The sequence below is a fragment of the Cohaesibacter marisflavi genome (genome assembly GCF_900115225.1).
GTDB lineage: Bacteria > Pseudomonadota > Alphaproteobacteria > Rhizobiales > Cohaesibacteraceae > Cohaesibacter > Cohaesibacter marisflavi.
On sequence record NZ_FOVR01000008.1, the window covers coordinates 155,813 to 181,947 of the forward strand.

Here is a 26,135-nt window from a genome sequence, read left to right on the forward strand (position 1 = left end):
CGACGGATTTCTGCCGGTTCGTCAGGCATAGTCAATCCAAACAGAAAGATCAGCGAAGTGACACAGAGCAACAAATCGGTGCGTATCATCGGGGCCGGGCTTGCCGGATCAGAGGCCGCCTGGCAACTGGCCAATGCGGGCATTCCGGTTACCCTTCATGAAATGAGGCCGAATCGTTCAACGGATGCTCATTTGACGGATCATTGCGCCGAGCTTGTATGCTCCAACTCTTTCCGTTCGGATGATCATGAGGCCAATGCGGTTGGCCTGTTGCATCAGGAAATGCGTGAAGCTGGCTCGCTGATCATGGCATGCGCAGATGCCAATTCCATTCCGGCTGGCGGCGCTTTGGCGGTTGCAAGGGAAGCTTTTTCTGAAGCGGTGACGGAAAAGCTCTCCAGTCATCCCCTGATAGTGATTGAACGGGGCGAGCTGGACTCCTTGCCCTCTGCGGATGAAGGCCCTTGTTTGGTGGCGACCGGTCCTTTGACGTCCGAGGCCCTGTCCAAGTCTATTTTGGCGCTGACGGGCGAAGAGTCCCTCGCCTTTTATGATGCGATTGCGCCAATCATTCATTTCGATTCCATCGATATGGATAAAGCTTGGTTTCAGTCGCGATATGACAAAAAAGGCCCGTCGGGCACCGGAGCTGACTATATCAACTGCGCCATGAATGAAGCGGAATATACCGCTTTCCTCGAGGCTATGTTGAGCGCTGATAAAGCCGAGTTCAAGGAATGGGAAAAGGCGAAATATTTTGACGGCTGCTTGCCCATCGAGGTCATGGCCGAACGTGGACGGGACACGCCCCGTTATGGTCCGATGAAACCGGTTGGCCTGACCAACCCGCATAAGCCTGATGAAGACCCGTTTGCAGTCGTCCAGCTCAGACAGGATAACAAGTTAGGTACCTTGTTCAATATCGTCGGCTTTCAGACCAAGATGAAATATGGTGCGCAAGCTGAGGTGTTTCGTATGATCCCGGGGTTGGAAAATGCCCAGTTCGCGCGGCTTGGCGGTATTCATCGCAATACCTTCCTCAATTCGCCCAAGCTTCTTGATGAAAGCTTGCGGCTGAAGAGCCATCCGCACCTGCGTTTTGCCGGACAGATTACCGGTTGTGAAGGCTATGTGGAATCCGCTTCTATTGGCTTGCTCGCTGGTCGTTTCATTGCAGCTGAAATGCATGAGCGGGCTGCTGTGCCTCCACCTGAGACTACGGCTTTTGGTGCCTTGTTGGCTCATATTACCGGTGGGCACTTGATTGACTCCAACGGAGGCAAACGCTCTTTCCAGCCAATGAATATCAATTTTGGCTTGTTTCCACCGGTCGAATTTTCTCGCCGACGTGAGGATGGATCCAAGATGCGTGGCGTAGAAAAGCAGCTGTCCAAGAAAAAAGCTCTTTCCAAACGCGCGCTGGATGACACCAAAGCCTGGTTGGACGCCATTCAAATCAGTTGATTTCTAGAATTTGCTGGCCATACGCCAAATGCTCCAATAGCTGCGCCAGTTGGAAATCTCAAGATGATCATGAGGTTTCCACTGGCGTTTTAGTAATATTGGCAGAACAGGTGCGAGCGCCATAAAGGCTGGTGTCAGATGGGCGTTTCCACCCTCTTTTATGTCCTTGAGACCCTCTATGGACTCTTTGTGCAAATCGGACGCTTTCTGGCACAAGGCCATGATCGCCTCTGCGCTCTGCTTGGAGTGCGGCGTAGCGTAAAGGTCCTGCTCGGAAAGGCCAAAACTTTCAAATATATCAAGCGGCAGAAAGAGCCGTTTTGCCTTTGCCGCTTCTGGCCACGTCCGAAGGTGTTCAGCCAGGCTTATGGCCTTGCCTGCTGTCATGAATAGCAGGGCAAGCTGGTCTGGCGATTGGCCATCATTCAAAATGCGACAGGCAAGAGCGAGGCGCATGCCCTTTGTCGATCTCGCGTAGCTATCATAGGTGTTGTCATTCGGAATCGGACTGGTAGAAAGATCTAATGAGTAGGCATCCACGATGGCTTCCAGTTGATCGGACGGGAGCTGGAACTGTTTCTGCGTTTGCTTGAGTGCTGTAGCCAGGGGGCCAATATTGGCCAGCCCGCATCCGTCGGTGAAGTTTGATTGGGTGTCCGATAGGATGTCTCGCCACCATTGCAGTCTGATTTCGCCCATTTCTTTTGAGCTGACCTGAGCGGGTATGCGGCGAAGAGTGGTAAGAAAGGCAAAAAGCGCCATCAGTGCAGGCCGCTTCTCTTGCGGGGCCGTCAGGGCCGCGAAATGGCTGACAGGATCGAGGGCCTTTAATTCACTCTGGCAGAAAGAAAAGACATCTTCGGAACCAGACATGGAGTACTCCGCGTTGATGGTCGGTTATGACACCGGAAATAACGCCGCAGCAACGGCCCGGTCCTCAGATAGCAGAATATTCAAGGTTCTTACCGCTGCGCCCGTGTTCATGATATCCAGCTTTATGCCCGCTTGACGCATGTGGTTCGCAAGCGATTGGGCGAGTGGCACAATGAGATTGCCCGTTCCAAGGATCAGAAGTTCGATGTCGCGGCTTTCAGCCAGCAGCTTGGCAAAGTGATCAGTCGTCAGAGCATTGACTGTTTCGACGTCCCAGCGGTGCACGCCACTGGGCAAAAACAGAATGGCTCCCTGATGGGACATTTCGCCAAAGCGGAAGCCGCCATTGCCATAGAAATCGATTGGGTCATGTCCGGGATAATAGGCATCTGTCATTTCAAGGCCGGATGCCGGAGCCATAGTATCTTGGTCTGTTTCAACCGTTGGATCAGTGTCCACGCCAGAGGTTGTCTCTCCGGCGTGGGAATTGTCTTTCAAATTGGGCGAGGCCTTTTTGCCCTGCAGCCATTTGAATACCATCGATCAGGACGCTGCTGTGCCTTCTACTTCTTCTCCATCGTCTGGCTTCTGAACATGTTCAGACCGCAGATTGAAGAAGATCAGCAGTGGGGCTGCGATGAAGATCGATGAGTAGGTGCCGACGAAAACACCCCAGATCATGGCGAAGGTGAAGGAGCGAATGACCTCCCCGCCAAGGAAATAGAGCGAGCCAAGTGCCAGCAAAGTTGTGAAGGATGTCAGGGTCGTACGAGAGAGCGTCCGGTTGATGGACTGGTCAAGCACTTCCTTGAGCGGCATCTTCTTGTATTTGCGCAAATCTTCACGAATACGGTCGTAAACAACCACGGTATCGTTCAAAGAATAACCGACAATCGTCAGGATAGCTGCGATGGTGGTCAGGTTGAAGTCGATCTGCAACAATGCGAACACACCGATGGTCATGATCACGTCATGCGCCGTAGCGGCAACAGCCCCAACAGCAAACTGCCATTCGAACCGGAACCAGATATAGACCATGATGGCGAGCAACGCCGAGAGGACCGAGATGGCGCCGGTCGTTGCCAGTTCGCCCGAAACTCGGGGACCAACCACCTCAACGCGGCGGTAAGTCACTGCGTTGCCGAGGGTTTCCTTGACCAGAGACACGACACGCTGCTGTGCCTCTTCTGCGCTTTCGCCTTCGCCGCCCTGGGTTTGAACGCGGATCAGCACGTCATTCGGTGCGCCGAATTCCTGTACTTCCACATCGCCCAGATCCAACGCATTGAGGTTGCCACGGATAGACGCCAGATCGGCGACATCTTCAGCCGTCTGGATTTCAATCAGCGTACCGCCCTTGAAGTCGATGCCGTAATTGAGGCCCGCGATCAAGAACAATACAATGGATGCGACAAGCAAGGTGGCTGAAAGCGGAAAGCTCCAGTACCGATGCCGCATGAACCGGATTTTGGTGCCATCCGGGATAAAACGAATTGGTTTCATTTTCTTATCTCCGGTAGGTCAGATTGGCAGATTGGATGGGCGACGGTATTTGATCCATGTCGCAACAATCAATCGGTTGAAAGTGAATGCCGAGAAGACGGTCGTTACGATGCCAACGGCCAGCGTAATCGCGAAGCCTCGCACTGGACCAGAGCCCAGAGAGAAGAGGATCACTGCGGCGATGAAGGTCGTGATGTTGGCGTCGAGAATGGTGCCCAAAGCGCGGGAGTAACCCGCATCAATTGCAGCAATTGTAGAGCGACCATAATTGTTTTCTTCTCGTATGCGTTCGAAAATCAGAACGTTGGCGTCCACTGCCATGCCAACAGTCAACACGATACCGGCGATGCCGGGCAATGTGAGCGTGGCACCGAGGAAGGAAAGTACCCCGAGCAACAGGCAAACGTTCACCGCCAGCGCGATATTGGCAAAAATGCCGAACAGGCCATAGGCAATGATCATGAAGATCACGACGGCAAAAGCACCCACGATACCGGCAATTTCACCGGCAGCAATGGAGTCAGCACCAAGGCCCGGACCAACCGTCCGTTCTTCAACAATGGTCAGCTTGGCGGGCAACGCACCGGCGCGCATCAACACGGCAAGGTCGTTGGCGCTTTCGGCTGTAAAGGAGCCGGAAATAATGCCGGAACCGCCGCGGATTGGTTCACGGATGGATGGGGCTGAAATAACCTCATCATCAAGTACGATGGCGAATGGCAGGCCAACATTCTGCTCGGTAACGCGAGCAAACTTTTTGGCGCCCGATGTATTGAAGCGGAAGGAGACAACCGGTTCGTTTGTACGGGAATCAAATGTGGGCTGCGCGTCATCCAGTTCGTCACCGGAAATCAGAACGCGTTTCTTGACGAGATATGGAACACGGTTTTCCTGAGCTGTCGGGTTCTGTGGATCGTCAGCCTCGTAGAGAATTTCGGAATCCAGCGGTGGACGCGTCTGAAGAGCCGTTTCTGGCGCCATGGACGTGTCGACCATACGGAAAGACAGGTTCGCGGTTGTTTCTAGAATGTCTTTCAGGCGATCCGGGTCTTGCAGGCCAGGGACCTGAACGAGAATGCGATCTTCCCCTTCGCGCTGAATGGATGGTTCGGTCGTTCCGAGTTCGTCAACGCGGCGGCGAATGACTTCTACCGACTGAGCCACTGCGTTTGATACGCGCGAGGTGATGCCCTCCTCGGTCAACACAAGGCGCATCAGGCCATCGTCATTGACTTCGAGCGAGGTTTCCATCGCGCCACCACCAGTGAGTAGCGAGGTCGAGACAGGTTGAACCAGATCTTGCAATTTTTCACGCGCAGCGTCTAGCTGCGTGATATCGCGGATGCGGACCTGAACAGCGCCATCTCTAGCAGCCAGACCAGTGTAACCGATTTTATCTTCACGCAAAGCAGAACGAACATCACCGCGCAGGATCTCGAGCCGATCCTCGATAATGCCTTCTTTTTCCACCTGCATGAGAATGTGCGCACCACCTTGCAGGTCAAGACCAAGCACAATCTTGCTGTTTGGCAGCCAGCTTGGATAATCGTCTTGCAGTTCCTGGTCGGAAAAGAGGTTGGGAATAGAAAAGAGAAGGCCTACAATAACCACTAGTAAAACCAGTGTCACCTTCCATCGGGCAAAATGTAGCATAAGGCTATCCTACCACCATAGGCAGTGCACCCGGACCATGTCCGAGTGCATATGAGTATCAAATATTCGAATGCGATTATTTAGCGTCGCCTGCTGGTTCGCTCTTGGAGCGGACTTCGGCAATCGACTTACGCATCAATTTGATCTTTACGCCTTCTGCAATTTCGACAGAAATTTCATTTTCGTCAGTCGCATTGGTCACTTTGCCGACAATGCCGCCATTGGAGACGATTGTGTCGCCACGACGAACATTGGAAATCAATGCAGCGTGCTTTTTCATCTGCTGACGTTGCGGGCGAATGATCAGGAAATACATGATCACGAAAATCAGGATGAACGGCAAAACGGAAATCAGGAATTCCGGACCGGCGGCGGCACCTGCGCCCTGTGCATAAGCTGGCGTTACAAACATTTCTTGCTCCTTTGAGGCCAGTATGGACGTATCCCGTCCCTTTAGGCTTTTGTAAATTTGAGCGGACTATAGCGGTCCCGGCGGAGATTGCAAATAGTCAGTTGATGGTTTGCAACGTCCGGTCCAATTCTGCTAATCAAGGCTTAGACATAATGATCCTTTGTGCAAAGGGAAAGGGTGAAGGCAGCCATTATTGCTGTTTTTCTGCACCTAATTTGGCACAGGGCGACAAAAGACGGAGACTCCGGTTTCATGACTGCCAAAACACTTGCTGATATTGCCGCAATTCTGAAGGACATACATGCGAGCATCGAGCGTGCTGTCCCCCCACTTCCCGAAGATGTGGATCTTGGAGCGGCGGATGCCTTTGTCTGGCATGCAGATCCGGTACCGCATTTGCAGGCGGTCAGTAAGGTGAACCGGGTAGAGCTTTCTCTCCTCAAAGCGGTCGATCGCAACCGCGATATGATCCTTGAAAATACCCAACGTTTTGCCAAGGGCCTGCCTGCCAACAACGCCCTGCTCTGGGGCGCGCGCGGCATGGGCAAGAGTTCGCTCGTGAAGGCCTGTCATGCGGCGGTCAACAAGGAACTGGAAGGCAAGGCGACCGCACTCAAGCTGATAGAGATTGCGCGCGAGGATATCGATAGCCTGCCAATTCTGATGAGTATCCTCAGAGAGCACGAAGAGCGCTGCATTCTCTTCTGTGATGACCTGTCGTTCGATACTGGCGAGACGGCCTATAAGTCGCTCAAGGCGGTTTTGGACGGGGGTATCGAAGGCCGTCCGGGGAATGTATTGTTCTATGCGACCTCGAACCGGCGCCACTTGATGCCACGGGACATGATCGAGAATGAACGCTCAACCTCGATCAACCCGAGTGAGGCCGTACAGGAAAAGGTATCCCTCTCCGATCGTTTCGGGCTTTGGATCGGGTTTCACAATTGCTCTCAGAATGACTATCTGGCGATGGTTGAGGGCTACGTGACTGAATATGGCATCGAGGTGGATGCGGATGAGTTGCGTTCTTCTGCGCTGGAATGGGCAACGACGCGTGGATCCCGCTCAGGCCGTGTAGCCTGGCAGTTCATTCAGGATCTCGCTGGCGCCAAGGGTGTGCAGATTTCGTAAAGACAGCGCCCTTTTGTCTGGCGCTAGTGGGTTATTCTCTGCGCGATGAAACGAAGCTCGGAGCCGATTGCCATTGTTTTGCCGATACGGTCAGGGTGCGTAACGATGAAGGAAGCATCCTCACTCATCGTGTAGCGCGTCCTGTCGTTGATCGGTAGTGTTTGTTCATAGAGCTTTCTCAATAAATGCTCTACCTGACTCTGTTCCATCCGCCTGAAGGATCTGGAGTAGAATTCTTCGGCGCAATCATATCCCTTGATGACCCAGTCAGACATAAAATCCTCCCAGTGTTAAGGTGCATTTGATGGGCCTTACAATGCGAGTTTACGCCTGTTTGCTCTTCTCCTCAATTCAAACAAGGGATATAGAAACCCCGCCAGCGGATGCTAACGGGGTTTCAATTTGTGTCGTGTGCGACCAGACGCTAGAGAGCGGCCAGAATGCGGTCGAGGGCTTCTTGAACCTTGGCTTTCAGTTCATTCTGCTCGGCCAGTTTGGCTTTTTGCTCTTCAACGATCTCTGCTGGAGCGTTGGCAACGAACTTCTCGTTGCCCAGCTTTTTCTCGAATTTTTCGGCGACCTTGGCGATCTTGTCGAGGTCTTTTTCGAGACGCGCCTTTTCCGCATCCAGATCGATGATGCCTGCCAGTGGCAGCGCAACGGTTGCTTCATGAACAACAACCTGAGCGGAGCCCTGTGGCACGGCTTCAGAGACCTTGATGTCTTCAACCCGTGCCAGACGTTTGATGATGGCATCATGGGCTGCAAGGCGGGCCTTGGTTTCATCTGATGCACCAACAACTTCAAGCTTGAGCTGGGTAGACGGCTTGATATTCATCTCAGACCGGATCGACCGAATGGCAGTGATCATGTCGACAAGCCAATTGATGTCATCAGCTGCGCCTGTGTCCTTAATGTCATAGCTTGGCCAGTCTTCCAGAATGAGCAGACCCTTGCGAGCCGGACCGGTTTTACCGGTTTCTGCCCAGAGCTCTTCCGTGATGAATGGCATAATCGGATGCAGAAGCAAACAGATCTGGTCCAGAACCCAAGCTGCACAGGCCTGTGTTTCGCTCTTGGCTGCGCTCTCGCCTTCGGCCTGCAGAACAGGTTTGGAAAGCTCGATATACCAGTCGCAATAAAGGTTCCAGACAAAGCGGTAAAGCGTGTTGGCTGCATCATTGAAGCGATAGGCTTCAATGGCGTCAGACACGTCTTTTGCGGCCTTGGCCAACTCGGTAACAATCCACTGGTTGACCGTTTCCTTAACGGTAGACGGATCAAATTCAGCGGTGCGTTCGCAGCCATTCATCTGGGTGAAGCGGGTTGCGTTCCAAAGCTTGGTGCCGAAGTTGCGGTAGCCTGCAACGCGGCTGGTGGCCAGCTTGATGTCGCGTCCCTGTGCGGCCATGGCCGTCAGGGTGAAGCGAACGGCGTCCGCACCATATTCGTCAACCAGATCGAGCGGATCGATGACGTTGCCTTTGGATTTGGACATCTTGGCGCCATGCTCATCGCGCACCAGCGCATGAACATAAACGGTGTGGAACGGCTCTTCCTTCATGAAGTGCATGGACATCATCATCATGCGGGCAACCCAGAAGAAGATGATATCAAAGCCGGTAACCAGAACGTCGGTCTGGTAATAGCGTTCCAGCTCAGGTGTCTTGTCAGGCCAGCCAAGGGTTGAGAATGGCCACAGCGCCGAGGAGAACCAGGTGTCCAGCACGTCTTCGTCGCGCTTCAGGTCTACATCCTTGCCATAATGCGCCTTGGCCTGTTCGGCCGCTTCTGCATCATCATGGGCAACAAAGATGTGATCATCCGGGCCGAACCAGGCCGGAATGCGATGGCCCCACCAGAGCTGACGGGAAATACACCAAGGTTCGATATTTTCCATCCACTCGAAATAGGTCTTTTCCCAATTCTGCGGAACGAACTTGGTGCGCCCTTCCCTGACCGAGTCGATCGCTGGACCCGCAAGGGTCTTGGCGTCGGCAAACCATTGGTCAGTCAGCATTGGTTCAATGACAACACCGGAGCGGTCGCCAAACGGCTGCATGATCTTCTTGTTTTCGACGAAAGGAACGTCGTTGCCTTCTTCATCCTTGGCGAAAACGCAAAGGCCTTCAGCGTTGATGGCGTCAACGATCTGCTTGCGAGCCTCGAAGCGATCAAGACCGCGATATTCGTCAGGAACGAGGTTGATTTCATCCACTTCGCGTTCGCCGGGCAATTCGCCGGTCTTGGCGATTTCCAGTGCTTTGGCAGCGCATTCGGCATAAGGGGCGCCATCGGCGCGCATGCCTGCCTGTACGTCCATCAGACGGTAGCAAGGGATCATGTTGCGTCGGGCAACCTGATAGTCATTAAAATCGTGCGCACCGGTAATTTTAACGGCACCAGAGCCAAAGTCCGGATCGGGATATTCATCACAAATGATCGGGATCAGACGACGATGCTCTTTCGGTCCAACCGGGATTTCACAAAGCTTGCCAACGATTGGTGCATAGCGCTCATCGGACGGATGAACCGCAACGGCGCCATCGCCCAGCATGGTTTCAGGACGGGTCGTTGCAATGGAAATATAGTCGCGTTCTTCGGTGAAGAGGATATTGCCGTCTTCATCCTTCTCGACATAGGTGTAGGTTTCACCGCCTGCGAGTGGATATTTGAAGTGCCACATATGGCCGTCGACTTCCTTGTTCTCGACTTCGAGATCGGAAATCGCGGTTTCAAATTTCGGGTCCCAATTGACCAGGCGTTTGCCACGGTAGATCAGGCCTTCGTTGTAAAGCTGAATGAAAACCTTCTGAACGGCCTTGGAGAGGCCCTCGTCCATAGTGAAGCGTTCGCGAGACCAGTCAGCAGTGGCACCAAGGCGACGCAGCTGATTGAAGATGGTGCCTCCGGATTCGCCCTTCCACTGCCAGACGCGATCAACAAAGGCATCGCGGCCCATGGAGCGGCGGTCCGGCTCATTGTTGGCGGCCAGTTGGCGTTCAACAACCATCTGTGTTGCGATACCTGCATGGTCCATGCCTGGCTGCCAGAGGACGTCCAGCCCCTTCATGCGGTGATAGCGGATCATGACGTCCTGAAGGGTGTTGTTCAGGGCATGTCCCATGTGCAACGAGCCGGTGACGTTCGGCGGTGGGATGACGATGGAGAAGCTGTCCTGTCCATCCTTCTTGCCAGCGCCGGCTTTGAATGCGCCGGCTTTTTCCCATTCATCATAAAGGCGCGGCTCTACGGTCGCCGCATCAAAAGTTTTTTCAAGCATTGCACATCCATATTGCAGATCGCCCAGCGCGTTCGCTTGCAGATCTGTCATTCTGAGGCTTGAACCGACACAAGCAGAGTTACGACAGCGCACTGGTCGGTACGAAAACTGTATCGGTTATGGTGTAAATCCCATTCCCCCAAAGCTGTCAACCATTTGCGAGGCTAACTGGTCAAACTTCGTGCTATGGGCGCAATTTTTACGACAAAAACACGCAATTGGGGGAGTCTTGAGACGATTGTGAAGGAGTTGGGGCGGGCGATCAGCGGTAATGCTGCTCGCCCCTGGACACTCGTTCGATCTCCGCACGCACCAGGCGTTCTACCATCACTGGCAAATTTTGGTCGAGCCATGCCTTGAGCATCGGGCGCAGCATATCTTCGACGACATTTTCAATCGTGCGTGAGTTGTTGTTCAAGATTGTATGAGTCAAATCACCAAAGGCGCTGGTGACCTTCTGAGATGTGTCATCGGAGACCAGAGGTGCGCCGCGTTCGACATTCGGCAGAGGTCCATCGGGCATTGAAGCGGAACTGAAGGCAGACTGAAGAGCTTCAGGAACAGCCTCTTCCAGCTTCTGATTGACGATATCCTCGATCGGAGCCGTTTCCTCCTGCTCCTTGGTCGCCTGCTCTGCATTGGCGAACATGACGTCGTCGTCTTGGGGTTCGACAAAGTCGGATTCTTGCCATTCGGATGAAAGCTCAAGAACGTCTTCTTCCTTGGGGGCTTCTTCCTCTTCCATGGCAGCCATAGCCGCGGCCATGTCGATTTCCTCTTCTTCCGGTTCCGGCTGAGGAGAAGGTTCATCAAACAGGGCGTCGAGCGCTTCCTGACTCATGGCTTCATCGGGATCTGCCTCTGGCTCTTTGGCTGGAGTTGCTTCATCTCCGATAGCAGCTTCTTCATCCGAGATAATCCTACGGATGGAAGCGAGAATCTCCTCCATGGAAGGTTCTTGAGCTGCACTGGAATTTGACATGGCCTCACCCGAAACTAACGACAAACAGGTCATAGAGCGCGCATGTTCCGCCGTGAACATGATTCGCCCATCTTTTAACTATAGAGTGTTTGTCAATTTGTTGAAATCTGTTCCGCAAAAAAGCATCAATGAGATGTGGAGTGAAGGAAATATGCGTTAATTTCCCCGTAATCCTGCTCTTTTCGATCATGCGCAACAAATGAACGATGCTGAAATACTTGTTTTGGTACGCGATCAATTTGGTCTCAGACCTACCAAAACGCGAAAAGCCGACTATGAGCCGGCTTTTCGTTTGAGTTTTCTTCGCGATCTGAATGTTGGCTACTCAGCGTCCATCTGGGGTGCGCAAGCCAACCCACTTGTCACGAACCGCGTTGTAGTGCTCGGTAGGATCGTAACGCTGCACTTTCAGCTTCAGATTGGAAGCGGAAAGATTGCCGGTTGCGGAGGCAACCGCAAAAGATGCAACGATGCGATCATGTTGCGCCTGAACCAAGGCAATGCGTGCAGAGATCAGGTCTTCCTGCTGATCAAGAACGTCGAGCAGTGTACGCTGACCAACTTTCTGTTCTTCGATCACACCCTGCGTGGCCAGTCGTGCTGCCTTGACCTGTGCCTGAGCGGCTGTGATTGACGGGATACTAGCCTGCAGGGCCGCCCATGCGGAAGCGATGCCGGCTCGAATCTGTGCTCGCGCCAGATCCAGCTGGATGCGCGCCTGACCGAGACTTTCCTTGGCCTGACGAACGGCTGAATGGTTGGCGCCGCCAGAGTAAAGCGGAATGCTGATGTTACCGGTAATGGAAGCGCTGTTGGTTGCGCCGTCAATGTTGGCATTATTGTTGTTGTTCGACCAGCTTCGGCCGGCTTGCCCTGTTACTGAAACAGTGGGAAGTAAAGCGCCTTCAGCGATCTTTACAGCCAATTCGGATACATCAACATTGTAGGTTGCTGAGCGGATGGCCGGATGCTGGGAAAGGCCCTGATTGACGGCTGCGTTCAAGGATTTGGGGAACAGATTGTCAACCGAATAGCCGGCAACCAGAGTGCCTGCCTTTTTGCCAACCAGTTGTTCGTAGGTTGCGCGGCTTGCCGTCAGATTGGCTTCCGCAGCATGTACCATGGAAATTGCTGCAGCGAGGCTTGCTTCAGCCTGATTGACGTCGGTATTGATGGTTTCACCAACGGCGAAGCGATCTCTTGCGGAGCGCGCCTGCTCTCTCAGGAAAGCAACATTCTGTTTGCGCAACTCAAGAATGGCCTGGTTCTGCAGGATGTCCATATAAGCTGTGGCTACTTCGAGCAAAACGGACTGTTCTGTGCTTTTGAGGCTTTCTCTTGCTGCTTCAATGGCTGCTTCAGCTTGCTTGACACCATTTTGGGTGCGATTGCCACGATAAAGAATCTGTTGGACCTGAAGCACCATGTTCAGCGTATTGGCTTGGCTATTTTCCAGATACCCGGAACGGAATTCGGAATTTGTCCAACTGCGCTGGGCTGATGCTGTCCCCGAAATCGTCGGGCGATAACCTGCCAGGGCCTGAGGCACATTTTCGTCGGTTGCGCGCAAACCAGCACGCGCCGCGTTGAGCGTCGGGTTGTTGCTATATGCAAGCGACAATGCGTTTGAAAGATTTTCAGCAGAAGCGCCATGCACGTTGCATAGCAGTGCAGTTAAAGCACATAGCGAAATTGTCCGAAGCCTAGCCACACCATTACTCCTAAATGAATTTTCGACATGGTTAGCCTCACCACGTCGATACTTGGATGTTCTTTTGTCGAGGACCATAATAGGAAGACAAATGTATTCCTAGAGGTCAGTCGTTCGATTCTCTTAAAAAAATGTGAATACTGCTTTATTGCAACACTTTAAGAAACGGTGCCGTAAAGATGTAGCCACTATTTTGTCGCACAATGATGTCGTGCATGTGTATCATATTGTGGAAGCTAAAGGATTTCCTCGTGGAAATGTTCTTCCAAGATACTGGTAGCGGTCATTTCTGCTCTTAATTCCTGATTCTGACGGCGAGTCATTATGAAATGATTATCAGGCGATTGCGCTTAGAAATGAAAGGCTTGCGGCTTCTGGAATTCTCTCAGCACTGGCGCGTTGGTATCAAAAGCGGAAATGCTGGAAAAGTTGTCTCCCTTGCGCAGGATGCGCACCGCTTCAGCCATGGTTTTATCACCCTTTGCTGCAACAAGGGTTCCCCCTTCTTTTAACTGCATGAGGAGTGATTGAGGGATCTCTTCCACGGTGCCATTGATGAATATGACATCATAAGGCCCTTCGGAAGGAACGCCTTCTTTTACATCGCCCGGAATTACAGCGACATTGTCATACCCCAGATCCGAAATGGCTGCCTCTGCGGCTGTCGCCAGCGCCTCATCGCTTTCCACTGCAACGACTGTGTTGGATAGCCAAGATGCGATAGCAGCCGTGTACCCAGAGCCAGAGCCGATGATCAGAACGAGATCGTCTGGTTTTATGTCGGCCAGTTGCAGCATTTTCGCCAAAGGCGATGGTTGCGTCATCACGCGCGTATCGGAGATGCGGATGTCTGCGTCCGAATAAGCCAATTCCTGTTTGCTGTCTGGAACAAACTTTTCTCGCGGCACCGAAAGGAAGGCTTTCAGAATAGCGTAGGACGTGACATCTGTCGTGCGGATCTGGTTGTCCACCATGTTACGCCGCGCTTGATCGAACTGGATCATCTTCCGAACTCCTCATCGCTTCACAGGCCTGTACCGGCGGGCTTATAGAGTGCACTATATTAAGTGCTATTCCTTCCGTGGGAAGGCGTATTTCTTTTCAATTTCAATATCGCTCTGATGGCGTCGTGGCAAGGGCAAAGGCTGTATATATACTTAAAGGTGTATGACTTTCTGTGCCGGGAGATAAAATTTCTGGGGGTGTTATCAAAAATGTCAAAAATGTCGTGGATTTGGACTTGAGACATCAATAGCCATTTGCTATTGAGCTTCCACCACATACGCACGGATGGCTCGATGGCGGAGTGGTGACGCAGCGGATTGCAAATCCGTGTACGCCGGTTCGATTCCGGCTCGAGCCTCCAACTCTCCTAAATAATTCAAGCGCTTATTAAGACTTGCTAAAGCAGGTCTTCTGGTTTTGTGCATGCTGTGACATCTGCCTCCTCTTTCATGGCGCGCTTTTTACACTGGCCAGATAAGGACATGTCATGCTGCGATTGTGACGGTTCTGTTCCTGCCTTTGCTTTTCGCCTGATAGAGACATTTATCCGCGACGCGTAACAATTCCGTGACAGAATAGACGTTGCTTGTGTTGAGGGATGAGACGCCAAAGCTGGTGGTAACGGAAATCTCCTGATTACAATAGTAGGTTGGCATATTGGCAATGCTTGTGCGGATTCGTTCCGCAATTTGAAAGGCGTCAGCTATTTCGGTCTGGGGTAGCAATATGGTGAACTCCTCCCCTCCAAAACGAGCTGGTGTATCAAAAGCGCGTATCTGGCTGCGACAGATATCTGCGATCTGCTGCAACACTCTGTCCCCTGCCGCATGGCCATAAGAATCATTCACTTTCTTGAATCTGTCGATATCGAAAAGGATCAGACTCAAATCGGAATCATATCGTTTTGAACGTTCAAGTTCTTGTCGCGCCTTGAGCCAAAAGCCCTGTCTTTGTTGCAGTCCGGTCAGGCAATCGAATGTTGCGAGAGATCTGAGTTCGATTTCGTCAATCACAACGCGCCCCATATCATATAGATTGGCCAGTTGATCGTGAGTAAGCTTGCGTGGCTTGTGGTCCATGATGCAAAGGACGCCAAGATGATGGCCCGAAGGCGATGTCAAAGGCACGCCCGCGTAAAAGCGGATCTTGTGCGGGCCCTGTACGATATCGGAGTTTTTGAAGCGATCATCCAGCAAACTGTCTTCGACAACGAGTGGGTGGCCACTTTCCAATGCGACGGCGCAAAAAGACCCTTCTCTGGTGGCCTCATCCAGATGCAGCCCCTGCTTGGATTTGAACCATTGGCGGTTTTCGTCTGCAAGGGAAATGAGGGCGATTGGGGTATCAAACAAATCTCTGGTCAGGCGTGTAATGCGGTCAAATGTCTCTTCTGGTTCGGTGTCCAGAATCGCATAGCGCTTCAATTCCTGCAGGCGGCGATGTTCAGTACAAGTCACCAGAAAACTCCCTTGGCTGGTGGGGGCAATTTGGCCGGTATTTTGCATAGAGTTTATTAATAAAATGTGACCTCAAGTTGTGATCGTAATTGAATAAAACTTGCTGAAATTTGCACTTTCATGCGGAATGAAATGGCCTTTCTCTAAATGGATAATTTCTGGCGTGTTCTTGACAAACATGGATAGAAAAAAAATTTGTCATTACATAGATTTACAGACGTTTCATTAGTTATGTTGGGGTCTGATGCGAACATGACCCAGGCCTTTTCTGCTATTGAAAAATTGATTACAATTGCATCTATTGGGCGGCCCTGTTGGGAAAGGTGCAAAAGTTAACGCAATGGGTGCGCTTTATTTGTAAATGCTATTGTTTTGTTGAATTCTCAAATCAATTTGGCATTGGCAATTATTCTGGTCATATCAATCCGAACGGTTGCTCAAAAGCCCGTTTGGGTTTGCATCCCATGGCTAAAAGGTCTATGCGTTAGTCTCAATTGCCGAACAATTTGGGGCTTGGATTATGGTAGCCAGCGACGACAACATTATGATGCATGGGGGCGATCTGTCCGCAGCAATGAACCGATATGGCGGAACACGGGAAGGTTGGCTGGATCTATCTGCTGGTATCAACCACGTGTCTTATCCATTTGATAGAGATTCTGCACTGGATTCAATTGGTTGTCTTCCGACACAAGCGGATCTTGTCGATTGTCTGGCAGCTGCGCGCGTGGCTTACAATGTTCCCGATGAAGTATCGATTGTTGCGTCATCCGGGACGCAGTCTCTTATTCAGTCCATGCCGGTGCTGTTGGGCACAAACCAGAGTTGCCTCATTCTCGGACCGACCTATTCTGAGCATCAGCGCGCCATGGCGCGTGCCGGTGTTGATGTGGCGATGGTCAATGAAGTGCCGAAGGAATTCTTCCCGGGCGATTGCCTGCTGGTTTGCAACCCGAACAATCCGGATGGTCGAACGCTGGAAGCTGAGTTGCTCGTTGAATTGGCGAGCAAGCTGCATCGCCAGCGGGGACTACTCATCGTTGATGAGGCCTTTGCGGATGTAAATCCTCAGTTGAGCGTAATGCCGCATCTCGCTGAAATGCCAAACTGCGTCATTCTGCGCTCCTTTGGCAAATTCTTTGGTCTATCCGGCATCCGGCTCGGCTTCCTCATGGGGCATGAGGTCCAGATTAGCAAGATTCGCGACATGCTGGGTCCTTGGGCTGTTTCCACCCCTGCCCTGCGCGTTGGCACTCAAGCGCTGAGTGATCTGGAATGGCAAAAGAGCCAGCGTGAAAAGCTTCAGGCTCAAGCCGAGCTGATGGACAAGGTACTCGATAAACGTGGTCTTTACACCGCTGGAGGCACGTCGCTTTTCCGTCTGGTGATCAAGGAAGACGCGCGCGATCTTCACCGCAAGCTGGCTGAAATGCACATCTGGTCACGTATCTTCGACTATCGCTCCGATTATATCCGTTTCGGTATTCCTATCGATCAGAAAGCGATGAACCGATTTGACGAAGCACTTGGCAAGGTTATGTATCGGTGATTCCATTTGGTGGACTGTTCGCTGGTGCGGTCCTTCTGGCTTTGCTTCTGGACGCGGTGTTTGGTGAGCCTGATTGGTTATGGCGCCGGATGCCGCATCCTGTGGTTTTTTTCGGTAAAGCGATTTCCTTTTTCGAGACACGTTTCAATCGCCCCAAGGACCAAAGTGCCTTATTGGGGCGGTTAGCGGGGACTTTTTCCCTGGCTATCCTTCTTCTGCTGGGCTGCGCTCTGGGAACCGGGATACAGCTCGGGTTGATGGAGCTTGGTGGCGTTGGGGGCGTTCTGATTGCCGTGATTGCTTCGACCCTGCTCGCTCAGAAAAGTCTTTATGAGCATGTGGAGCGGGTCGCCGTGCCGCTATCTCAATCTGACTTGCAAGGTGCACGCGCTGCTGTTTCCATGATTGTCGGACGCGACACCAGTAAGCTAGACGAGGCGGGCGTTACGCGCGCGGCCATAGAGAGTCTTGCGGAGAACTATTCCGATGGAATCGTTGCACCACTTTTTTGGCTGGTGCTGTTCGGGCTGCCGGGGCTTATTTGCTATAAAATCGTCAATACTGCCGATAGCATGATTGGTCACCGGAATGAGCGCTACCTCTATTTCGGCTGGGCGGCGGCGAGGCTCGATGATGTGCTCAATCTCATTCCGGCGCGTCTCACCATGATTCTATTGCTTTTCTCGCCTGTTTCCCTGCATCGCTCCCGCACGGTTGCCTTCCAGTCATGGACGCGCTTTTTCGCTGATGCACGGCGCCACCGGTCTCCCAACGCCGGCTGGCCTGAAGGGGCCATGGCGCGCAGGCTTGACATTGCCCTCTCCGGCCCGCGCTATTATGAAGGCGTGTTGGTGGATGAGCCGTTTGTCAACGACACCGGAAGGCGGCAGATCGGAGCAGATGATATTGTGCTGGCTCTAAAGCTGTATGGACGTGCCTGTCAGTGTCAGTTTGTGATCGTTGCACTGCTTGGCACCGGCGCTCTGATCTAAAGGCTGGAAGTCCTTGTGTAGAGCTTCCGACTTATTGCCTCTTCGTCAAAGAACGAGCTTTGGTTGGTCATTTGGTTTGAGCAGAAGGGGTAAGCCACAGCGCACTTCAACGACTCGCTCACACGCTTTGGCAAGTTGCTGATTCAATCTGCCCTGATGGTCGCGGAATTGCCGCACCTGCGGGGATGACGGAACAATCCCCTGCCCCACTTCATTTGAAACGATAACAATATGAGCATGCGTTTCTGCCATGGCATCGAGAAAACCGCCCACATGGTCTTGCAGTGGTAAATCATGATAAATCAGATTGTTAAGCCAAAGAGTGGCACAGTCGATTAGAAGCACTGTCTCTGCGTTGTCATGTTCTTTCACGACGCGATCAATGGCGATCTCTTCTTCGATCGCTTGCCAGCGTGGGCCCCGGTCGTCCTTGTGTTTCTGTATCCGTGCTGCCATCTCCTTGTCGCCAGAAAAAACCGGTGACGTAGCCACATAGATCAGATTGAAGGGACTGTCTTCACAGAGCGTCTGAGCAAATGCGCTTTTGCCAGATCTCGCTCCGCCCACAACGAGCGTCGTTCGTGCGGAATGCGTCTTCATGCCAGATCATGCTCCTGTGTTTTCTGAGGCGCTGGAAGCAGTTGGCTTCTCTTGCGCTTTTCCATCTTGATGGCGATCTTTCTGCGATATTTGCGTAAGAATGGCAAATCGATCGAAAGGATCAGTAGGCCGAGCGGGAGCATCCAGAATCCGAGGATCGGTAAGAAGCCAAGTATACCACCCAGAATCAAAAGCACGCCCAAGACCTTTCTGGCAAATGGTGACTGGGGTATTTTTATCGTTTTGGGACCAAAGCGAAATTCTTTTTGCGGGCTGATCATCTGACGGGCAATCTTTGCGATGTTGTTGATAATTTACTCTTTTTGCCAATCCACCACAGCAAAACAGCGGAATTATGGCGCTTATGCACTGCTTGGTGCTGTTCTGCAGTTTAAGCTTTCTATGACAGTTGCCCTGTCTTTTCCACTGATCCACAAGAGAAATTAAAAAGATGAAAAAAGGGGCTTGGCAAGCGCGGCTCTCTCCATTAGAAACCACCTCACCAACGTTGAGACGGAAACAACGGATCAACGAAAAAGAGTTTTCCCCAGTAGCTCAGTTGGTAGAGCAAGCGACTGTTAATCGCTGGGTCGCTGGTTCGAGTCCGGCCTGGGGAGCCATATTAAAGGCCTGTTACTTTCGAGTAACAGGCCTTTTTGATTCCTTACATCATGGTGTCGATCAGGCCTTTTTCTTTCCGTATCCGAAGTCTGTCAGAATGGCGAAGAGGCTAGGCACAAGGAAGAGCGACAACACGGTGGCGGTGAGCAAGCCAAAGGCGAGACTGTTGACCAGCGGGATAAGGAATTGCGCCTGTGTGCTCGTCTCGGAGAGCAGCGGCAACAAGCCTGCTATCGTTGTGAGGGATGTCATCACCACAGCGCGCAAACGGGCCTTGGCTGCCTGCTTTGTTGCCTGCAACGGGTCGTGTCCTGCTGCCATTTCCTCATGGATGAAGGATACCAGCAGGATAGAGTTGTTGACTACCACGCCGGAAAGTGTTGCCAATCCCACAAGGCTTGGTATGGAGATATCCAGCCCCATGAGAAGATGGCCGATTACCATGCCGATTGCACCCAGAGGAATGGCTGCCAGCACCACGAAAGGCAAGACATAGCTTCTAAACTGGAAGCTGAGCAGGATGAAGACGAACGCCAGCCCGATATAGAAGTTGGTGAGAAGCGAACCGCCTGTTGTGGCTGCTTCCTTGCCCTGTCCATTGAAGGCGACGCTTACTGCCGGATATGCTTTCTTCAATTGCGGTACGAACCCGGTTTTCACTTCCATCATCAATTCGCGCGCATTGACTACTTTGGGTTTGATGGAGCCCTGAATGGTGACCGTGCGCAGACCGTCCACGCGGTTGATGCGGGCATAGCCGCGGCTCTCGGTGACATCCGCTACGGTCGATAGTGGGATTTTTGATCCGTCTGTTGCCGTCACATAGATGGAGTTGATCCCTCCCCGGCTATCAATGGCGCCTTCGGCCAGCCTGACGCGCACATCAACGCCGTAGCGACCCGTCTGGATCTCCAGACCTGTATTGCCCTGAACGACCGCTCTGAGCTCTTCTGAGACGGATTTGGCTGTCAGGCCAAGGCCTCCGGCGTCATCATGCAGCTTGACGATATATTCGGGTTTGCCTGGGCGCAGATCATCCAGCACATCCACCACGCCTTCGTAATTATAAAGGAAGGCCTTGAGGTCGTTGCCTGCCTGCTTGATCTGTTCAAGATTGCTGCCGCGCAAACGGATGTCGATGGCGTTGCCAGCCACTCCGCGTTCCTTGTCGGTGAATTTCATGGCAAGGCTGCCCGGAACCGGTCCGGTATATTTACGCCATTTGGAGAGCATTTCCTGAAGCGAGCCCTCCCGATCTTGCGCCCGCAGGAGATCGGCACTGATGGTTGCCAGATGGGGGCCCTTCTCGTTGGCGTCTGCGTTGATCCCGTAATAGACAAGGACGTTGTTCACCAGATCCTTGCCATCTTTCTGCATGGGGGCGAAATCCGCGTTGACCTTGTCGAGCGCTTTGACGACCTGCTGCACAGCCAGCTCAGTCTCAGAAAGTGGCGTCCCCTGAGGCATCAGGATACGAGCCTGAATCGTGTCGCTTTCCAGATTGGGAAAGGACCGGAATTTGAGCATCCCGCTGGAGAAGGCGCCAAAGGAGAGAATCAGCAACGCAATGATGAAGCCAGTCGTGAGATAACGCCAACTCACGGCCCAATCGATCATCGGGCCGAAAATACCGGTTCTGAAGCGTTCAAAGCCTCGCTCGAAAGCGGCATGAAATCGGGATTGTTTCTTGCTGCCTTGATTCTTGAGCGAGTGATAAAGGTGCGATGGCAGGATCAGGAAAGCCTCAATGAGGCTGATAGCAAGCGTAATGACCAGAATGACCGGAAGTACCTTGAGCACAGCGCCGATCTTGCCTGCCATGAGGGCCAGTGGGCCAACAATGAGGATTGTCGTCAGGAAGGAGGAAATGACGCTTGGCAGTACCTGCCTTGTGCCGTTTACGGCTGCTTCCAGCTCACTCTCGCCCCGCTTGAGGCGGGCGCCGATATTTTCCGATATGACGATCGCGTCGTCCATCAAGAGGCCGGTGGAGACAATGAGCCCAACCATGGTCATGGTGTTGAGCGTATAGCCCAGCCCTTGCATGGCGAAAATTGCACCCAGGAAGGAGACCGGCAGTCCCATGGCAACCCAGAAGCTGTAGCGCAGGGAGAAGAAGACCCACATGGTCAGGAACACGAGAACAAGCCCCTGTATGCCGTTGTCTGTGAGGATCCGCAGCCGGTCGACGATGTTCGGCGACACATCCTGCGAGATATCGAGACTGACACCCGGAGGGGCGCTGGCACGTTCGCTTTCCAGAATGGTATCGATGAGGGTCTTGATCTTCAGGGTATCCTGATTGGGCGTCTTGGCAATTTCAATCAGGGCGGCGCGCTGGCCGTTGAAAGTGACTTTGTCCTCGGCAAATTCGAAAGTCTTGGTGACGGTGGCGATGTCTTTCAGGCGAACGATGCCACCATCATCTGAGCTCTTGATGACGAGTTCGGCAAATTCACGTGGTTTGCGCCTCTGGTCCGCATAGCGCAACACCAGATCGCCACTCTTTGTTTCCAATGTGCCTGCTGGCAGGTCGACGCTCTGCACCTTGATGGCGTTGGCCACATCGGTGATGCTAAGGCCCAGGTCGCGTAAGGCCGTTTCGGATACACGAATGTCAATCAATGGGTCGGCAAAGCCCTTCATTGTGGCTTGCGCGATCTGCTTGTTGCGCATTACCCGCGAGAGCACCTTGTCGGCATAGGCAAACAGGGCGCCCGGATCGTCAATGCCGGTAATCGCGATTGTCGAGATTGTTGCGGTCCGCTCCATCTTGGTAACGGTGGGGCGCTCTACATTGGCCGGAAAACCGGTAATGGCTTCAATCTCGCTTTTGATATCGTTGTAGAAGGTATCAAAATCGCGCCCCTCGATCATGGTCACGACTGCGATGGCGAGATTTTCTCTGGCTTCACAGGTCATTTCCAGCTTGTCGGGAATAACGCCGAGCGCTTCTTCGAAGCGGAGGCATACCGCCTCTTCAACGTCCAGCGCCGTGGCGCCGGGATAGCTGACGCGGACCTCCACCTGGGTGGGGTCGGTTGCCGGGAATGTGTCGCGTTGCAGTTTCGGCAAAGCCAGAATACCGATCAGCAGAATGCCGACCATCAGCAGGTTGGCTGCTGTGGGATGTTTGGCGAAATAGCGGATCATGACTATTTGTTCCCCTCGCTAGGCGCTTTGCCAGAGGCTTCAGCCATTACACGTTCCAGAAGCTTCTTGTCCGGTTTTGGCCCGACTAGCATGCCGTCCACCGGTGCAGGCAGGTCGGATACGACCACCTTGTCATTTGGTTCAAGACCTGACATCAGAACCGCAATGTCGCCCTGAATATAAGCCACCTTGACCGGCTTGAAATGCAGACGCTTTTCAGCGTCCACAACCATCACCTTGCCTTTGCGAATGGCTGATGCGGGAACGGCAATCTTGTCTTTCTTGGGTTGCCCCTGAAGGATGACTTCCACGGCGGTATCTTTGACCAAAGGTGGTTTTTGGCCCGGAGTTGCCTGACCATACGGGTCTGTAACGGTCAACACGATGCCGCGGGTTCTGGTTTTGGGGTTCATGACCGCCGAAACGCGGTCGACCTTGGCATCCCACAGGATATCTTTTTTCGGTGTGCGCAGGATCACCTTGGCTTTCAAGGCGTCATGTCTCTGCGATAGTCCGCCTCCCTCTGCAAGAGCTTCCAATGGAGCCCCCTCCTCGCCAGCTTTGCCAAAGAGTGGATTGAGCGCGCCAATGGGGAATTGCGCGACGATTTCCGCAATGGCTATACTATCCCCCGAGAAAAGCTGTTGGCCCTTGTTTACATATTGGCCGACGGCGATATCTACGCTTTCGAGCCGCACGTCGAAGGGGGCTTTCAGCTCGGTGCGCTCCCGGTTGAGTGCAGCAATTTCGCGCTGTTGCAGCAGCACTTTGCGTTCAGCCTCATTCAATTTGAGCGCGCTCAACAAAGACTGCACCTTGGCATCCTGCGTCAGCAGTGCTCGCTCTGCGGTGTCTACAATCGATTGGGACGCCGAGCCACGTGAAAGCAATTCGGTTTTGCGAGCCAGATCTTCCTTGAGCAAAGCAAGAGAGCGTTCCTCGATCTTTAATGATACCTTCGTGGTTTCATCTTTTGCATCAAGGGCTTCGCTTTGAGCGTCTATCTGAGCCAGGGCTAGGTCATATTCACGTTCGTCGATACGAAGAAGACAGGTTCCCGCTGCAATGAGCAAACCGTCACGGAGTTTTTCTGAAGTCCAGATTACCGGACCTGCAACTTGCGCCACGGCATCCCATGTGCGGCTGGGCTGCACCTTGCCAAAGCCTGATATGGAAGGAATTGCGGAGACGGGTTTGGCGGCAATCACTTTGACCGGTGTTGCTTTTTCCTGTTTATCGGTTGCTGCCCTTGGAGGCTTGGCCGCTTGGCTGAAAAACATGAAAAGAGCGATTGCTATCAAGATGGGCGGAAGAACAAGAGTCTTTTTCAGAATGTTCATGGCGAGGCTCATGGTGCTTTCGAAACGGGGAAGAATCAGGACAGAATTTCCTTTAATTCAATGTTTTGAAAGTAGCTTGCGGTTGAGCCTTTGTACAAGTCGCAAATCTTATCCTATGGTATCCTTTTGTATCCATTGAGGCGAGACGTCGCGGTTTGCTGCGATATGCAAACGCGCGGCTATGTCGATAGAGATGGGAGTGTTGCAACTTGGAGTTTGTGGATGTTCTAGCTGAGGACACTGCGCAAACGCGGTGAGGCGAAGTCTATGAAACTGCGCAGCTTTTGTGGCACCGGTCGACCGAGATAGATAATGTTGACGGGCCATGGCTGTGGCTCATCTTCCATAAGGATGATTTCCAAGCGGCCCTCTTTGACTGCTTTGGATACCTGATAGGACAAAACACGCGTTATACCCAATCCGGAAGCGGCGGCTTCGATTGCGGCCTCGGCGGTATTGACGCCGAGACGCGTATTGACCGGTACTTGTCTTGCGGATTTGTCTGAACCGAATGACCAGCGGTCTGCGGGCATTAGATTTTCAAATGTGACGCAGGGATGAGAGACAAGGTCTTCTGGCGTCTGTGGGTGTCCATGGTTTTGCAGATAGGATGGGCTCGCACAGGCCACTTGTCGCACCTCACCCAATCGGCGCGCGCGCAAGCTGCTGTCTGGCAAATGGCCAATGCGTATGGCTGCATCTATTTGCTCTTCCTGAAGATTGACACTGCGATCCGTTTGCTCCAGACGCGCCGTTACATCCGGGTAGGACGCCAGAAAATCTGTCAGCACCGGCAATATGTGCAAGCGCCCGAACACAATCGGTGCCGTTAGCGTCAAGAGCCCCTTGGGTTCAGAAAACTCCCCGGCCGCAGTGCGCTCTGCTTCATCAACTTCCTCAAGAATTTGGCGACAGGCCGCTACATAGGCTGTGCCCTGATCAGTCACTGTCAGGCCACGGGCCGACCGGTTGAGAATGGTGGTGCCGATACGGCTTTCAAGGTCGGATATCCGACGACTGACCGTTGTGAGTGGCAAACCAAGGCTGCGCGCTGCGGCTGAGAGACTACCCGCATCAACAACGGCAACGAGAACAGACATGGCGTCAAGACGATCAGACATGTTTCCAAATTCCGGAAGGTTTCCTTCCAATCTTATTGTCTTATCAAATAAATTGGAAGCCCTATTTTGACTGCATCGAAAGCAAACGCGATACTAACAAAGGAGAAACAAACATGTCTCGCATACCATACCCATCCACGATTGATGCAGCCCCAGAAGCGTCTCGCCCCCTTCTTGAACAAGTAACCAAGCAGTTGGGCAGCGCGCCGAACCTCTTCCGTCTTGCAGGGGTAAACCCTGCTGCTCTTGAAGGCTATCTTGGTCTTTTCGGTGCGTTGGGCAAAGGACAGTTGCCTGCGGCCACTCGTGAGCGGATTGCGCTGGCTATCTCCGAGTTTAACGGCTGCGGCTATTGCCTTTCGGCTCACACCTATCTGGCAACCAACATTGCCAAGCTGCCAGCCGAAGAGATTTCCGCAAACCGTCAAGGGCGCTCCACTGATGCAAAGGCAAATGCCGCTATCGTCTTTGCTTTGGCAGTTGCCAAAAACCGCGGTCACATCGCGGATTCCGATCTGGCCGCTGTCCGCGCTGCTGGCTACGACAATGCTCAGGTTATCGAAATTGTCCTGCATGTCGCGTTCAATATCTGGACCAACTATCTCAACGAAGTCGCCAAAACAGAGATCGACTTCCCAGTGGCAGAAGGCGTCGCCGCCTAATCGGTGCCCAACTGGCGGCGTTCCCTGTGTTCGCCGCCTTTTTTCTTCTCCCTATTCTTATCATCTCGCTTGAGGAGTTTCTCATGAGCCGACCACCCCTACCCCCGTTTTCGCGCAATGATGCTGTTCGAAAAGTCCGTCTGGCCGAAGACGCCTGGAACAGCCGCGACCCCGAAGCGGTTTCGCTCGCTTATACGCCAGAAAGCCGTTGGCGCAACCGCAGCACATTCCTCAATGGACGCGCGGAGATTGTTGCCTTTCTGAGCGAGAAATGGAGCAAAGAGCTGGATTATCGCCTGATCAAGGAACTCTGGGCCTTTCAAGGTAACCGGATTGCAGTGCGGTTTGCCTATGAATGGCAGGATAAAACCGGTCAATGGACACGGTCCTATGGAAATGAGAACTGGGAATTCGATGAAGAAGGACTGATGGCAGTGCGCTTTGCCTGCATCAATGACCTGCCCATCAAGGAAACGGATCGTCTTTTCCGTTGGCCACTGGGGCGTCGGCCTGATGATCATCCATCCCTTGCTGCGCTGGGGCTGTAAGATGATCCCTCATGGTTTCACACCTAGTGATGTGGCGTTTTCATGCGCGGTAAAAGCCACACAAGAGGCGAAGGG

22 protein-coding genes and 2 tRNA genes are annotated in these 26,135 nt (G+C 52.8%); 8 read left to right on the top strand and 16 right to left on the bottom strand.

Going from position 1 to position 26,135, the window contains the following annotated elements:
* Window positions 1-57: 57 nt before the first annotated feature.
* Entirely contained in the window at window positions 58-1,464 is a 1,407-nt protein-coding gene (gene trmFO / locus BM258_RS15255; protein WP_244544715.1) for a methylenetetrahydrofolate--tRNA-(uracil(54)-C(5))-methyltransferase (FADH(2)-oxidizing) TrmFO, read from the top strand.
* 3 nt (window positions 1,465-1,467) lie between these two features.
* Here the strand turns inward: trmFO and BM258_RS15260 are convergent, their stop codons facing one another.
* The 5 genes from BM258_RS15260 to yajC form a co-directional block, all read right to left on the bottom strand.
* Window positions 1,468-2,337, bottom strand: coding sequence for a squalene/phytoene synthase family protein (locus BM258_RS15260; protein WP_090073720.1), 870 nt, complete (start codon window positions 2,335-2,337; stop codon window positions 1,468-1,470).
* A 24-nt stretch (window positions 2,338-2,361) separates the two neighbouring features.
* Entirely contained in the window at window positions 2,362-2,757 is a 396-nt protein-coding gene (locus BM258_RS15265; protein WP_090073818.1) for an Mth938-like domain-containing protein, read from the bottom strand.
* Between the two features lie 123 nt (window positions 2,758-2,880).
* A complete protein-coding gene (gene secF, locus BM258_RS24800) occupies window positions 2,881-3,840 on the bottom strand; it encodes a protein translocase subunit SecF (RefSeq protein ID WP_244544716.1) in 960 nt (319 codons plus the stop codon).
* An 18-nt stretch (window positions 3,841-3,858) separates the two neighbouring features.
* The gene (gene secD, locus BM258_RS24805; protein ID WP_244544717.1) at window positions 3,859-5,493 is read right to left on the bottom strand and encodes a protein translocase subunit SecD; all 1,635 of its coding nucleotides are present in this window, start codon (window positions 5,491-5,493) and stop codon (window positions 3,859-3,861) included.
* A 76-nt stretch (window positions 5,494-5,569) separates the two neighbouring features.
* A complete protein-coding gene (gene yajC / locus BM258_RS15275) occupies window positions 5,570-5,905 on the bottom strand; it encodes a preprotein translocase subunit YajC (protein ID WP_090073721.1) in 336 nt (111 codons plus the stop codon).
* Window positions 5,906-6,157: 252 nt separating this feature from the next.
* On the opposite strand from yajC, the gene BM258_RS15280 reads away from it, so the two are divergent.
* Complete coding sequence (locus tag BM258_RS15280) at window positions 6,158-7,036, top strand: ATP-binding protein (RefSeq protein ID WP_090073819.1); 879 nt, start codon at window positions 6,158-6,160, stop codon at window positions 7,034-7,036.
* A gap of 23 nt (window positions 7,037-7,059) precedes the next feature.
* Here BM258_RS15280 and BM258_RS15285 read toward each other — a convergent pair whose 3' ends face one another.
* The 5 genes from BM258_RS15285 to BM258_RS15305 form a co-directional block, all read right to left on the bottom strand.
* Window positions 7,060-7,311 carry a hypothetical protein gene (locus BM258_RS15285; protein ID WP_090073723.1) on the bottom strand — a complete coding sequence of 84 codons (252 nt, stop codon included), beginning with the start codon at window positions 7,309-7,311 and terminating at the stop codon, window positions 7,060-7,062.
* 149 nt (window positions 7,312-7,460) lie between these two features.
* Window positions 7,461-10,319 (bottom strand): valine--tRNA ligase, encoded by a 2,859-nt coding sequence (locus BM258_RS15290; RefSeq protein WP_090073821.1) that lies wholly within the window; start codon window positions 10,317-10,319, stop codon window positions 7,461-7,463.
* A 262-nt stretch (window positions 10,320-10,581) separates the two neighbouring features.
* Complete coding sequence (locus BM258_RS15295; protein WP_090073822.1) at window positions 10,582-11,301, bottom strand: PopZ family protein; 720 nt, start codon at window positions 11,299-11,301, stop codon at window positions 10,582-10,584.
* Window positions 11,302-11,626: 325 nt separating this feature from the next.
* Window positions 11,627-13,012, bottom strand: coding sequence for a TolC family outer membrane protein (locus BM258_RS15300; RefSeq protein ID WP_210186767.1), 1,386 nt, complete (start codon window positions 13,010-13,012; stop codon window positions 11,627-11,629).
* A gap of 350 nt (window positions 13,013-13,362) precedes the next feature.
* Window positions 13,363-14,016 (bottom strand): protein-L-isoaspartate O-methyltransferase family protein, encoded by a 654-nt coding sequence (locus BM258_RS15305; RefSeq protein WP_090073727.1) that lies wholly within the window; start codon window positions 14,014-14,016, stop codon window positions 13,363-13,365.
* A gap of 288 nt (window positions 14,017-14,304) precedes the next feature.
* On the opposite strand from BM258_RS15305, the gene BM258_RS15310 reads away from it, so the two are divergent.
* A tRNA-Cys gene (locus tag BM258_RS15310) sits at window positions 14,305-14,378 on the top strand.
* 124 nt (window positions 14,379-14,502) lie between these two features.
* On the opposite strand, the gene BM258_RS15315 is transcribed toward BM258_RS15310, so the two are convergent.
* The gene (locus BM258_RS15315; protein ID WP_175528091.1) at window positions 14,503-15,474 is read right to left on the bottom strand and encodes a sensor domain-containing diguanylate cyclase; all 972 of its coding nucleotides are present in this window, start codon (window positions 15,472-15,474) and stop codon (window positions 14,503-14,505) included.
* Window positions 15,475-15,994: 520 nt separating this feature from the next.
* Between BM258_RS15315 and cobD the strand changes: the two genes are divergently transcribed.
* Both cobD and cbiB read left to right on the top strand, forming a co-directional pair.
* On the top strand, window positions 15,995-17,023 hold the full coding sequence (cobD, locus tag BM258_RS15320; protein ID WP_090073730.1) for a threonine-phosphate decarboxylase CobD: 1,029 nt from the start codon (window positions 15,995-15,997) through the stop codon (window positions 17,021-17,023).
* The gene (cbiB, locus tag BM258_RS15325) at window positions 17,020-18,015 is read left to right on the top strand and encodes an adenosylcobinamide-phosphate synthase CbiB (protein WP_244544718.1); all 996 of its coding nucleotides are present in this window, start codon (window positions 17,020-17,022) and stop codon (window positions 18,013-18,015) included. Before cobD ends, cbiB begins: the two co-directional genes overlap by 4 nt.
* 45 nt (window positions 18,016-18,060) lie before the next feature.
* On the opposite strand, the gene cobU is transcribed toward cbiB, so the two are convergent.
* Both cobU and BM258_RS25095 read right to left on the bottom strand, forming a co-directional pair.
* On the bottom strand, window positions 18,061-18,615 hold the full coding sequence (cobU, locus tag BM258_RS15330; protein ID WP_090073732.1) for a bifunctional adenosylcobinamide kinase/adenosylcobinamide-phosphate guanylyltransferase: 555 nt from the start codon (window positions 18,613-18,615) through the stop codon (window positions 18,061-18,063).
* 6 nt (window positions 18,616-18,621) lie between these two features.
* The gene (locus BM258_RS25095) at window positions 18,622-19,146 is read right to left on the bottom strand and encodes a hypothetical protein (protein ID WP_175528092.1); all 525 of its coding nucleotides are present in this window, start codon (window positions 19,144-19,146) and stop codon (window positions 18,622-18,624) included.
* Between the two features lie 13 nt (window positions 19,147-19,159).
* On the opposite strand from BM258_RS25095, the gene BM258_RS15340 reads away from it, so the two are divergent.
* Window positions 19,160-19,235, top strand: a tRNA-Asn gene (locus BM258_RS15340).
* A 61-nt stretch (window positions 19,236-19,296) separates the two neighbouring features.
* Here the strand turns inward: BM258_RS15340 and BM258_RS15345 are convergent.
* The 3 genes from BM258_RS15345 to BM258_RS15355 all read right to left on the bottom strand — a co-directional run bounded on the left by BM258_RS15345 (window position 19,297) and on the right by BM258_RS15355 (window position 24,850).
* Window positions 19,297-22,389: an efflux RND transporter permease subunit gene (locus BM258_RS15345; RefSeq protein ID WP_090073734.1), complete on the bottom strand. Its 3,093-nt coding sequence runs from the start codon at window positions 22,387-22,389 to the stop codon at window positions 19,297-19,299.
* 2 nt (window positions 22,390-22,391) lie between these two features.
* On the bottom strand, window positions 22,392-23,729 hold the full coding sequence (locus BM258_RS15350) for an efflux RND transporter periplasmic adaptor subunit (protein WP_139229291.1): 1,338 nt from the start codon (window positions 23,727-23,729) through the stop codon (window positions 22,392-22,394).
* A gap of 227 nt (window positions 23,730-23,956) precedes the next feature.
* Window positions 23,957-24,850 (bottom strand): LysR family transcriptional regulator, encoded by an 894-nt coding sequence (locus BM258_RS15355; protein ID WP_090073828.1) that lies wholly within the window; start codon window positions 24,848-24,850, stop codon window positions 23,957-23,959.
* Window positions 24,851-24,963: 113 nt separating this feature from the next.
* Here BM258_RS15355 and BM258_RS15360 point away from each other — a divergent pair, with 113 nt between their 5' ends.
* Together BM258_RS15360 and BM258_RS15365 are read left to right on the top strand one after the other, a co-directional pair.
* A complete protein-coding gene (locus BM258_RS15360) occupies window positions 24,964-25,512 on the top strand; it encodes a carboxymuconolactone decarboxylase family protein (protein WP_090073738.1) in 549 nt (182 codons plus the stop codon).
* An 83-nt stretch (window positions 25,513-25,595) separates the two neighbouring features.
* On the top strand, window positions 25,596-26,060 hold the full coding sequence (locus tag BM258_RS15365) for a nuclear transport factor 2 family protein (protein ID WP_090073740.1): 465 nt from the start codon (window positions 25,596-25,598) through the stop codon (window positions 26,058-26,060).
* The last annotated feature ends 75 nt before the right edge of the window (window positions 26,061-26,135 follow it).

What these genes read in the sequence shown, in the direction of transcription:
- BM258_RS15260 (WP_090073720.1), bottom strand. Translation starts at nt 2,337, where the DNA reads ATGTCTGGTTCCGAAGATGTCTTTTCTTTCTGCCAGAGTGAATTAAAG.
- BM258_RS15265 (WP_090073818.1), bottom strand. Translation starts at nt 2,757, where the DNA reads ATGGCTCCGGCATCCGGCCTTGAAATGACAGATGCCTATTATCCCGGA.
- secF (WP_244544716.1), bottom strand. Translation starts at nt 3,840, where the DNA reads ATGAAACCAATTCGTTTTATCCCGGATGGCACCAAAATCCGGTTCATG.
- secD (WP_244544717.1), bottom strand. Translation starts at nt 5,493, where the DNA reads ATGCTACATTTTGCCCGATGGAAGGTGACACTGGTTTTACTAGTGGTT.
- yajC (WP_090073721.1), bottom strand. Translation starts at nt 5,905, where the DNA reads ATGTTTGTAACGCCAGCTTATGCACAGGGCGCAGGTGCCGCCGCCGGT.
- BM258_RS15280 (WP_090073819.1), top strand. Translation starts at nt 6,158, where the DNA reads ATGACTGCCAAAACACTTGCTGATATTGCCGCAATTCTGAAGGACATA.
- BM258_RS15285 (WP_090073723.1), bottom strand. Translation starts at nt 7,311, where the DNA reads ATGTCTGACTGGGTCATCAAGGGATATGATTGCGCCGAAGAATTCTAC.
- BM258_RS15290 (WP_090073821.1), bottom strand. Translation starts at nt 10,319, where the DNA reads ATGCTTGAAAAAACTTTTGATGCGGCGACCGTAGAGCCGCGCCTTTAT.
- BM258_RS15295 (WP_090073822.1), bottom strand. Translation starts at nt 11,301, where the DNA reads ATGTCAAATTCCAGTGCAGCTCAAGAACCTTCCATGGAGGAGATTCTC.
- BM258_RS15305 (WP_090073727.1), bottom strand. Translation starts at nt 14,016, where the DNA reads ATGATCCAGTTCGATCAAGCGCGGCGTAACATGGTGGACAACCAGATC.
- cobD (WP_090073730.1), top strand. Translation starts at nt 15,995, where the DNA reads ATGGTAGCCAGCGACGACAACATTATGATGCATGGGGGCGATCTGTCC.
- cobU (WP_090073732.1), bottom strand. Translation starts at nt 18,615, where the DNA reads ATGAAGACGCATTCCGCACGAACGACGCTCGTTGTGGGCGGAGCGAGA.
- BM258_RS15345 (WP_090073734.1), bottom strand. Translation starts at nt 22,389, where the DNA reads ATGATCCGCTATTTCGCCAAACATCCCACAGCAGCCAACCTGCTGATG.
- BM258_RS15350 (WP_139229291.1), bottom strand. Translation starts at nt 23,729, where the DNA reads ATGAACATTCTGAAAAAGACTCTTGTTCTTCCGCCCATCTTGATAGCA.
- BM258_RS15355 (WP_090073828.1), bottom strand. Translation starts at nt 24,850, where the DNA reads ATGTCTGATCGTCTTGACGCCATGTCTGTTCTCGTTGCCGTTGTTGAT.
- BM258_RS15360 (WP_090073738.1), top strand. Translation starts at nt 24,964, where the DNA reads ATGTCTCGCATACCATACCCATCCACGATTGATGCAGCCCCAGAAGCG.
- BM258_RS15365 (WP_090073740.1), top strand. Translation starts at nt 25,596, where the DNA reads ATGAGCCGACCACCCCTACCCCCGTTTTCGCGCAATGATGCTGTTCGA.